Annotated in this window: 1 protein-coding gene; it reads left to right on the forward strand. The window is 48.1% G+C overall.

Features of this window, described 5'->3' with window-relative positions:
- Positions 1-2,090 (forward strand): non-ribosomal peptide synthetase (locus tag J2W69_RS20520; protein ID WP_310282083.1); only part of this gene is annotated, 2,090 nt, incomplete at both ends.

Below are 2,090 nucleotides of genomic sequence, written 5' to 3' on the forward strand. Positions count from 1 at the left end.
GACATGTTGAGTAAGCAAGAACGTGAGCATTTACTGCAACTTGGCGAGATGAACACATCGAAGCCACTGCCGGACGAATGTATCCACCAGTTATTGTCAGTTGAGTTTAATGCGGTTCAACATTTGTTTGAGCACAGAGTATTGTGCCATCCGGACAGGATTGCTCTGGAGTTTGGCACACAAAAGCTCAGTTATCAGAAGCTTAATGAAAAGGCTAATCAACTGGCGCATTATCTGTTGTCCCGGCATGAGATTCGGGCCGATCAAGCTGATGCAGTGGTAGGGATCTGTTTTGAACGTTCGATTGAAATGGTGATTACCATCATTGCTGTGCTGAAGTCCGGTTGCGCATACCTGCCGTTAGACCCCCGATATCCCGCCGACCGCATTGACTACATGCTTGATAATGCACAAGTCGGCGTGGTTCTGACTCACTCGGCATGTCTATCCCGGTTTAACAGCCGTAACTATCAGGTCATTAATGTTGCCGAGCCATTGGGAAAAGACTGCAACACAGATAAACCATTGGTTACGTCCAACCGAATTGGTCCTGACCGATTGGCCTATGTGATCTATACCTCAGGCTCTACAGGAAATCCAAAAGGTGTTGCTGTCGAGCATGGGGCGTGGTTGGCTTTCACTTCAGCAATTGTCAAAGATTATCAATTGGCAAGCGAAGATAAGGTTCTTCAGTTTTCTTCCATCGCTTTCGATATCTTTATTGAAGAATTGAGCGCGTCTGTCCTGGCCGGTGGTACCTTGGTTATACCAAAGTTTGAGCCTGCTCCTTTGGCTTGTGACTTCTGGCAAACGGTTAAAGATAGCGAGGTGACTTTTGCCAGCTTGCCAACGGCTTATTGGCATCAACTGGCTGGAGATGAGCATCTGCAGCGTTATGTTCAATCGTGCCGCTTACAGCGACTAGTTGTTGGTGGAGAGCCTATAAGCCACAGCCATTTACAACGATGGCAGCGGCAAGTAAGCAATTCGGTGCGGATGTTTAATACGTATGGCCCCACCGAAGCGACAGTCACTGCCAGTTACTTTGAAGTTACTGAATTTGAGTATAGCGGACAATCGGTACCCATTGGTAAACACACAGCCGACAGCCGACTGTATGTTGTTGATACTAACCTGAAGTTGGTGCCGTTTGGCGCGATTGGAGAGTTGGTTATCGGAGGGCCCTGCCTGGCAAGAGGTTATGTCAACAACCCGCTGGCAACCGAAAAGCAGTTTGTCATTAATCCATTTTATGATGCATCGGATGCTTTAAGTTCCCAAAGGCTGTATCGGACAGGAGATCTGGTAGCTTGGTCGAAAGGGGACAACCTACGGTTTTTTGGCCGTCGTGATCATCAAATCAAATTACGGGGGTATCGCATCGAACTGGCCGAAATCGAAAAACAATTGAAGGCTTGTCAAGATGTTGAAGATACTATTGTGCAACCTCAAGACGGGCCTGGTGGAGATCGGCGGTTGGTGGCCTATGTGGTATCTCAGAAGTATGCTGCAGAACTGAACAACCAAGCATTGGTACAACAATTTATCGGCACGCTGAAGGATAGGCTTAAAGCCAAGCTACCTGACTATATGGTACCGGTTGCTTATGTTGTGATGGCCGCACTACCGTTCACAGTCAATGGTAAAGTAGACCGTAAAGCGCTGAAGGCTCCGCGTTTGGAGGATATGTCTCATGAGCATGTTGCACCGCGTAATGAGATTGAGCTGCTGCTATGTGATATTTGGGCTGAAGTTCTAGGTGTTGAGCGGGTTGGTATTGATGATAACTTCTTTACTTTAGGCGGACATTCATTGTTGGCAACCCGACTTGTGAGCCGTTTAAGGGCAGGGCTTGAACGTGAGGTGCCCGTCAGAGCCCTGTTTGAGTATCCAACGGTGGCGGCACTGAGCGAACACTTATTAGGGTATGAAGGCGAAACAGCACTACCACGGGTTACGGCTTATAACGACCAAGGTCCATACCCGCTGTCTTTCGCCCAGCAGCGGTTATGGTTTATCGACCAGATGAACGGCAGCGTAGAATATAATATGCCCGGAGCTTTCAGGTTGAATGGGGTATTGAATAAGCT

This window comes from Rheinheimera soli, from assembly GCF_031457405.1.
Classification (GTDB): domain Bacteria; phylum Pseudomonadota; class Gammaproteobacteria; order Enterobacterales; family Alteromonadaceae; genus Pararheinheimera; species Pararheinheimera soli_A.